Below are 6,843 nucleotides of genomic sequence, written 5' to 3' on the forward strand. Positions count from 1 at the left end.
ATACCTTATCGCCCAGCGAGAACGCTGGGCTGACTTACAGAATAAGTATCTTGAACGGTATCAGCACGCTGACCGCGTTGATGCGCGTTCCCTGAAAGCACAGGGGATTGAGCGTGAGCCGGAGCGACATTTTGGCGCAGGACAGGTCAGGCAGTTTAATACAGCGCAGTTACACGCCCTGATGGAGCGCAGAGAAGCGGAGCGACAGGCTCAGCACTGTCGTGATGAATGTAACTGCGTCATTGATGTCACGACGACATTACGGGAAGCCCTCGCAGAGCGCGATAACGTCACTGAAACACCTAAATGCGAGGTGATGCAAAATGCGACTCAGGGCAGAACGTTTGATTTTGAAAAAGAGTCTGACAAGCTGAACGCACTGGTCAATGATGCCTTGAGTGAGATACAAGACGAGATTGACCTTCAATCCTTGATTAATGACTCGATGGCAGAGTTTCAGAATATTCATCAGGAACTGGTTAAGCAGCAGGAACGCGAGTATTGGGCTGAGCAGCGGCGTCAGCAGGAAAATGAACGACAGCGCCTCGCTGAGCAGAAGCGACAGAAACCGGATGACGGCTGGTCATTTTCACGATAGAGAGAATTTTGTATGAGTGATGAGATTAAAAAAATTGCGGCGCTGATTGGGCATCAGCAAGCGCAGGAAAAGCGTGTGGCGGCGTTGATTGATGAATTTCAGGCAGAATCCGCCAAATTAAGCCGCCAAACAGCACAATTGGCTCAGGTGATCCATGAATTGGACAGTGCCTCCGGTAAGATGACCGACACGATCAGGCAATCGGTGAATGCAGCCTTAACTCAGGTTGAAAAAGAACTCAAACAAACGGGATTGGCGCAGCAGAAACCCGCCGTCAATGCGCTGAATCAGGTGGTTACAGCAGCTAATGAATCCGTGAGTGCAATGCGACGTGAAATGTCACGTTATACGTGGAAATCCGCGATTTATATCGCCCTGACAATGGTTGCTGTTATGGGGGGCTGTCTCTGGGGGATGTTTTATTTTATCGACAGTGGTTATGACCGAATTGCAAAAATGCAGCGCATGGAAGCGGTCTGGCAAAAAAAAGCCCCGCTGGCTGATATCTCCACGTGTGACGGAAAACCTTGTGTGAAAGTGGATACAAGGCAGTCATATGGTGATAAAAAAGACACCTATCTGATTATCAAACAATAAAAAAACGGCGCTGAATACGCCGTTTTCCCGTGCAAGTCGTCAAAGTAGCGAGGGGGTTTTGAGCGGTTCGCCCTCATTCAACCTATTCATCTGCTAATGAGCCGGAAGGTTGAAAGATCTTTCAGTTTTTACTGATTAAATATGAGCATATTTAATCCAGCAAGTACTTACCATACTACCCTGGAGACTCACCTTTTAAATATCTATTTAATAAGTAACTAAGAGGCCAACCCTCAGAATCATTCAGTAACAGGCACTTAGATATCATTTCAAAATCATCTGATATATAAGCGGAAACATCACTATCTCCACAAACTTTAAATGATAACTTAAATGAAGCTTCTCTTATCCTATTTATTATTTCGATGCAATCGTCAGGAAAACATATATTTTTTATTTTATTAAAACTATTTAGCCACTGTTTTTCAAACTCATCGCCATCTCTTTTATCTAATGCGTCATCAATATTTATATGTAATAAAAAATCAAAAAATTTAGGTTCGTTAATTATCATTAACAATTCATTTAAGTTATCATTAGACATTACATTAACCCTTGCTTAGTTAGCCATTCTTCAATTAAATTAACCGCTTTTACTGGTGTTACATCTGTTCCTAAAGTATGTGTTCCATTCGGAGATTTCACATCAACCCGAATATCATCCAACTTAGATGGTCTTTAGTTACGGAATTTTCTGGGGTTTCTGGCGTAAAACCCTTAATAATATTATTCCATAGTTATTTCTGTTTTCATATATGGGGTTTTAATGAAGTTATTGTTTTTATTGTTCTTTTTATTTCCATTATCCGTTTTAGCTAGTGATTGTGGGATTAAAGATTTTTCTTTATGTCAGTCTGCTGAGAATGGCGATAGTTTAGCTCAAATGAAAATTGCTGATATGTATTCAGAGGGGGATGGTGTAAAGCAAGATAAGCACATCGCTTTTGAATGGTATCAAAAGGCTGCAAATCAAGGTAATGTAGAAGCTCAGAGTATTTTAGGTTCATTGTATCTTTATGGTACAGGCGTTAATTCTAGTAAACCAATGGCATTGAAGTTTTACAAAATGGCAGCTGATCAGGGTGACATAATAGCTATCATTTCATTAGGTCAAATGTATTTGGTTGGATATGGTGTGAAAAAAGATGAGGTTATGGCTTTCAATTTTTATCAAAAAGCAGCTGAACTAGGCGATGTTTCATCACAAGCAATATTATGTGGTTTTTATCGTAAAGGTATAGGAACTGATCAAAATGATGATTTAGCCTTTGAATGGTGCAAAAAAGCCGCAAATAAAGGAAGTGAATCTGCTCAATACGCTCTTGGTAATATGTATTTGAACGGAGTTGGTGTAAAGCAAGATATTTCTGAGAGTCAATTATGGTTCAAGGAATCTTGTGATAATGGTTTTGATTTTGCCTGTTCTAAAGTAGACAAAAAATAATGCCCCAATGATGTGCTAACAAAATTTTCAAATTAATTATTAGAATGTAATAATTAATTGTATTTGTTATAATGATATAGTAATTGTAAGTTTAATATACAACGAGAATAATATGAAGAAAAAAGTAATTAGATTAGTAAGTCAGATAGATGTGAATGAAACCAAAAGTAGTTTAATTTATGAGCAGAAAATGTCATTAATTTACTTTCTTTTTGGTGGATGGTTTTCTTTTTTCTTCATGAAAAAAAAAGGAAATAGAACTGTTTGTTTTTTGCGTGATATCAATTCTATTGATATTTCATCAACAGTAATGACTGGTAATTTAATTACGGTTAATACAAATGATATTCGTTATGTCCTGGAAGTCAGGAATAAAAAGACATGGGTTGATATTTGCAAAACCCTTCCATCCATACTCCCTAACATTATAATTAATGAAAAAAAATAATTCCATTTAAATTATTACAATTCAAACCGGTGAATAAACATAATAAAATTTACCGGTTTGAAATATGACAAAATTATCTGACGTTTGAATTGCTGTTTTATTGTTTTTTGATTACTTTGTTGTTACCAAATCGGTTTTGACCAATATCACCTTTATAAAATATCATTAAGATTGCGAGTGCTAAATAGGAAAGTATTCCTAGCATTCCTATTACTAATCCTATCGTTCCGAATAAATTACCGCCTATATAGGTGAATGATAATGCAATTATAAAAAATAAATATGGCGTAATGAGAAACCATCCAGAGTAATTTACATCATGTAATCTACGGATAGATACGGTTATTTCTGGAATAAAAATTATTAAATAAAATATTGATGCAATCAATGTAAATCTTTCAATAATTAATAGCAGTATAGGGTTAATTATTATAAATGCGATGTATTCCTGACGAGAAGATCGGTCTTTGAAATTAAAATAATTACGGAAACAATTAAAATAACTATTAAAGAATGAACTCATAAAGTCTTTATCCAATTTGATGATGGTTTTCAGTATGATAATTTTTGCTATTTGATTTTTTAAAAATCTGGTCAATGACTATAATTTAACATAAAGGTGCTTAAGCGTAACGCCATTTAGGCACTCAACCTAAAATTCCCCTCAACCGCTCAAAACTCCCTATCTTCTCCCCGTAAAAAGCCCCATTTTTGTGTTAGTGATTTGTTATCAAAACGGCGGTTTGGGTTTCGCGGTAAAAATGACGTCAACCGGCTATTTTTTCCAGAATTGCCACGGTTTTTTTGTTGGTACTGGTATAACAGGTTCGGGTGTTGTCGGCAGCTTGGATTCGATTAATAGCATTGCTTGTTTTAGGCTGTCTATATGTGACTGTTGAGCTGTAACGAGTTGTCTCAGGTGTTCAACTTCCTGTTCTAGTTGCTTTGTTTTATTGGTTTCACTTGTTCCGTTAGGTGTTGCATGTTGTTCATTTATTACAGTGTCACTCTGTTCATGATGAACAGACTTGAATGCGCCAAAAACTCGTAAAAGCTCTGATGTATCTATCTTTTTTATTCCATTCTCATCTGTACATATGGACAATTTTCCGTTTGATATGTAACGGTGAACAGTTGTTCTACTTTTTTTCGTTAATCGTGAAGCTTCACTGATCGATACCAGAGCCATTATTCATCCTCAAATTGATATTTTTATTTGATTATCTTGTGTAAATTGAAAATGTAGCGCGTTAGCTGTTCGACCTTTTTTTACAATATCAACCGTTACCATTAGGTCACTCTTATCATTTAATTCCTTTATGGCGGGTTTTATTACAAACTTATTAAGCTCTGAGAATTTTGAATATTTGTTATCTATTCCCATCATTGAGCGGAAATCATCAACATTGATTAGTCTATCTCCAGTGGCTTTAAATTGCATTAATAGCTCATAAATCCTAATGCTATATGTTCTTTTAAGAGCTGACACATTTTTAACTGCAATACTGGTGAATTGTCCTTTTAACTGAGTTAGGTATGGCATTATTGAGTCAGAAAAAGTTAACTCTATTCGACCTTCCCCTCCAAAATATTTTGCTTTTTGTTGAATCCATCGGATCTCTTCTTTTTTATTTTTCCAATGTATCTGTATCCATCTTTCCGCTAATTTATCTACTGCATCTTGTAAATGTCTCTCTGCATTACCTGTACCCATATTAGGAAAAGCTAGATAAAACTCTTCGGCTGTTAACTCAAAGGTTTTCTCAGGGGACTCATCTTTGGGATTCAACTTACCAATACACATTAATAAAACCCGCTGTTCCTGCAAAGTTAGTTTATAACTAGCTTCAATTAGAGCATTTGATTTGTAGGCTACTAGGTTATTCATCAAAGACCTCCTAATGGTGTTAAATAAATATACACCACTAATACCATTAATGGTATGTTTTATTTTAACACCATCAATGCGTGTGGATATTACCGTAAAAAGCACCATCTATTACCGTAAAAAGCACCATCTATTACCGTAAAAAGCACCATCTATTACCGTAAAAAGCACCATCTATGTTGTTGTAAGTTATTGATTACAGCGAGTTTTTTTTACCCGAAAACAAGATAAAAAACAAAAAAACAAGTTAAAAAGGGAAATGCCTGTGAATAACTCAACCAAAGTTGTCAGATACATCACGCTTCGTAATATTTAAAAGGATGTCGCAAACAACGTTTGCTCCTTTTCAGACAAACCTAAAACACCTCAGTAGCTCCCTCGCTTTGCTCGGGCAACTCGTTGAACATTTCTTTTGTCTACGACCATCCAGCCACTGCGCCGCTGTTTTTTCCGTGTCATTGGGTTCGCTTCGCTCACGGCTCAATCAGGAAGGAGCTGTCTGAGCTTCTGAGCCACGTTTTCAGTATTGGGTGATAAATTCCATTATCGAGCCAATAAAACCTCACCACGGACTTCCTGTGGCGTTTTAGAGGGTATTAACACCCTGTTCTAATCTTCCTTTTTTTGATTGAGTAATGCTTGCCCCTTAAATTTCCATTCTTCCCATTTGGGATTGTCACGGGATAATTCATGCAAGCTGACTAATGCCCCCAGTAGTTTTGCGGGGTCATCTACCGGTTTACCCGTTTGACTGTCCACTAACCCTGCCATAATGAGTAATCCCGCCGATTGATAAAGGGCATGGTCACGCGCTTTACGGGCCGCTTTGGCTTCTGCACGCTTCTCTGCTTGAATAAGATTCATCACCTTTGTGCGGGCTTCCTGTGCTTTTTCTGCTGCCCGCTCTGCCTGAATTAACAATGAGAGCGTTTTTATTTCTTGGGCGGTTTTATCCGCTTTATCGTGCAAAATCACCAATAAGCGTTGTGCCTCATTCGGTGATTTTAAACCACGGATAGTTTGCACTCTGTCTGCCACCCATTTAGCCTGTTTTTCGTTTTTCATCTTTACCACTCATGCAGCTTTTAGAATGAAATAATTATGCTCATGATTGGCAACTCAGGTCAAATTCCACTACAATCCCTATCATCTTTTTATTGATAGGGCGCACTTAGACGTTTCTTCACTTCATTCAGAAACGGTGCGCGCTTGCAGCGGGCGAAAACAGCATGGCATCTTATCATCTCAGCGTTAAAACCGGCGGGAAAGGCAAAGCCACTTCCCATGCCGATTATATTGCGCGTGAGGGAAAATATGCCCGTGAAAAAGACAACGACCTTGAGCATCAAGAGTCCGGCAATATGCCCGCATGGGCAGCGCATAAACCGTCCGAGTTTTGGAAAGCCGCGGACACGTTTGAACGTGCCAACGGCTGTACCTACCGCGAAATTGAAATTGCCCTGCCGCGTGAATTGACACCCGCACAACGCCTTGAGCTTGTTCGTGATTTTATTCAACAGGAAATTGGCGACCGGCACGCCTATCAATTTGCCATTCATAACCCCAGAGCGGCGATTGAAGGCGGTGAACAACCGCATGCGCATATTATGTTCTCTGAACGGCTTAATGACGGTATCGAGCGTGACCCGCAGTTGTATTTTAAACGGGCTAACACGAAAAACCCTGAACGGGGCGGCGCAAAAAAATCTCGTTTTGGCGAAACGCCGACCGAACGCAAGGCATACCTTATCGCCCAGCGAGAACGCTGGGCTGACTTACAGAATAAGTATCTTGAACGGTATCAGCACGCTGACCGCGTTGATGCGCGTTCCCTGAAAGCACAGGGGATTGAGCGTGAGCCGGAGCGA

General features: G+C 38.9%; 10 protein-coding genes. 5 read left to right on the forward strand and 5 right to left on the reverse strand.

From position 1 onward, the window contains the following. Together FTV34_RS15780 and FTV34_RS15785 are read left to right on the forward strand one after the other, a co-directional pair. The coding region (locus FTV34_RS15780) for a MobA/MobL family protein (protein WP_180070775.1) at positions 1–598 on the forward strand (598 nt) is incomplete at its 5' end. Positions 599–610: 12 nt separating this feature from the next. Beyond that, positions 611–1,195, forward strand: a complete 585-nt coding sequence (locus FTV34_RS15785; protein WP_179991685.1) for a tRNA modification GTPase — start codon at positions 611–613, stop codon at positions 1,193–1,195. 175 nt (positions 1,196–1,370) lie between these two features. On the opposite strand, the gene FTV34_RS15790 is transcribed toward FTV34_RS15785, so the two are convergent. Continuing rightward, positions 1,371–1,739 carry a hypothetical protein gene (locus FTV34_RS15790; RefSeq protein ID WP_179991686.1) on the reverse strand — a complete coding sequence of 123 codons (369 nt, stop codon included), beginning with the start codon at positions 1,737–1,739 and terminating at the stop codon, positions 1,371–1,373. A 222-nt stretch (positions 1,740–1,961) separates the two neighbouring features. Between FTV34_RS15790 and FTV34_RS15795 the strand changes: the two genes are divergently transcribed. Both FTV34_RS15795 and FTV34_RS15800 read left to right on the forward strand, forming a co-directional pair. Continuing rightward, positions 1,962–2,639, forward strand: a complete 678-nt coding sequence (locus FTV34_RS15795) for a tetratricopeptide repeat protein (protein ID WP_179991687.1) — start codon at positions 1,962–1,964, stop codon at positions 2,637–2,639. Between the two features lie 112 nt (positions 2,640–2,751). Then, positions 2,752–3,087, forward strand: a complete 336-nt coding sequence (locus tag FTV34_RS15800; RefSeq protein ID WP_179991688.1) for a hypothetical protein — start codon at positions 2,752–2,754, stop codon at positions 3,085–3,087. Between the two features lie 97 nt (positions 3,088–3,184). Here the strand turns inward: FTV34_RS15800 and FTV34_RS15805 are convergent, their stop codons facing one another. The 4 genes from FTV34_RS15805 to FTV34_RS15820 form a co-directional block, all read right to left on the reverse strand. Continuing rightward, positions 3,185–3,610 carry a DUF805 domain-containing protein gene (locus tag FTV34_RS15805; RefSeq protein WP_179991689.1) on the reverse strand — a complete coding sequence of 142 codons (426 nt, stop codon included), beginning with the start codon at positions 3,608–3,610 and terminating at the stop codon, positions 3,185–3,187. Positions 3,611–3,862: 252 nt separating this feature from the next. After that, the gene (locus tag FTV34_RS15810) at positions 3,863–4,276 is read right to left on the reverse strand and encodes a hypothetical protein (protein ID WP_179991690.1); all 414 of its coding nucleotides are present in this window, start codon (positions 4,274–4,276) and stop codon (positions 3,863–3,865) included. A gap of 9 nt (positions 4,277–4,285) precedes the next feature. After that, positions 4,286–4,975: a replication initiation protein gene (locus FTV34_RS15815; RefSeq protein ID WP_179995751.1), complete on the reverse strand. Its 690-nt coding sequence runs from the start codon at positions 4,973–4,975 to the stop codon at positions 4,286–4,288. Positions 4,976–5,584: 609 nt separating this feature from the next. Further along, positions 5,585–6,040, reverse strand: a complete 456-nt coding sequence (locus FTV34_RS15820; RefSeq protein ID WP_179991683.1) for a conjugal transfer protein TraD — start codon at positions 6,038–6,040, stop codon at positions 5,585–5,587. A gap of 164 nt (positions 6,041–6,204) precedes the next feature. Here FTV34_RS15820 and FTV34_RS15825 point away from each other — a divergent pair. Beyond that, positions 6,205–6,843: MobA/MobL family protein (locus tag FTV34_RS15825; protein WP_180070777.1), on the forward strand; the 639-nt coding region annotated here is incomplete at its 3' end.

The organism is Acinetobacter sp. YH16038, from assembly GCF_013417275.1.
In the GTDB taxonomy this organism is placed as follows: domain Bacteria; phylum Pseudomonadota; class Gammaproteobacteria; order Pseudomonadales; family Moraxellaceae; genus Acinetobacter.

What these genes read in the sequence shown, in the direction of transcription:
- FTV34_RS15800 (WP_179991688.1), top strand. Translation starts at nt 2,752, where the DNA reads ATGAAGAAAAAAGTAATTAGATTAGTAAGTCAGATAGATGTGAATGAA.
- FTV34_RS15790 (WP_179991686.1), bottom strand. Translation starts at nt 1,739, where the DNA reads ATGTCTAATGATAACTTAAATGAATTGTTAATGATAATTAACGAACCT.
- FTV34_RS15820 (WP_179991683.1), bottom strand. Translation starts at nt 6,040, where the DNA reads ATGAAAAACGAAAAACAGGCTAAATGGGTGGCAGACAGAGTGCAAACT.
- FTV34_RS15815 (WP_179995751.1), bottom strand. Translation starts at nt 4,975, where the DNA reads ATGAATAACCTAGTAGCCTACAAATCAAATGCTCTAATTGAAGCTAGT.
- FTV34_RS15810 (WP_179991690.1), bottom strand. Translation starts at nt 4,276, where the DNA reads ATGGCTCTGGTATCGATCAGTGAAGCTTCACGATTAACGAAAAAAAGT.
- FTV34_RS15785 (WP_179991685.1), top strand. Translation starts at nt 611, where the DNA reads ATGAGTGATGAGATTAAAAAAATTGCGGCGCTGATTGGGCATCAGCAA.
- FTV34_RS15795 (WP_179991687.1), top strand. Translation starts at nt 1,962, where the DNA reads ATGAAGTTATTGTTTTTATTGTTCTTTTTATTTCCATTATCCGTTTTA.
- FTV34_RS15805 (WP_179991689.1), bottom strand. Translation starts at nt 3,610, where the DNA reads ATGAGTTCATTCTTTAATAGTTATTTTAATTGTTTCCGTAATTATTTT.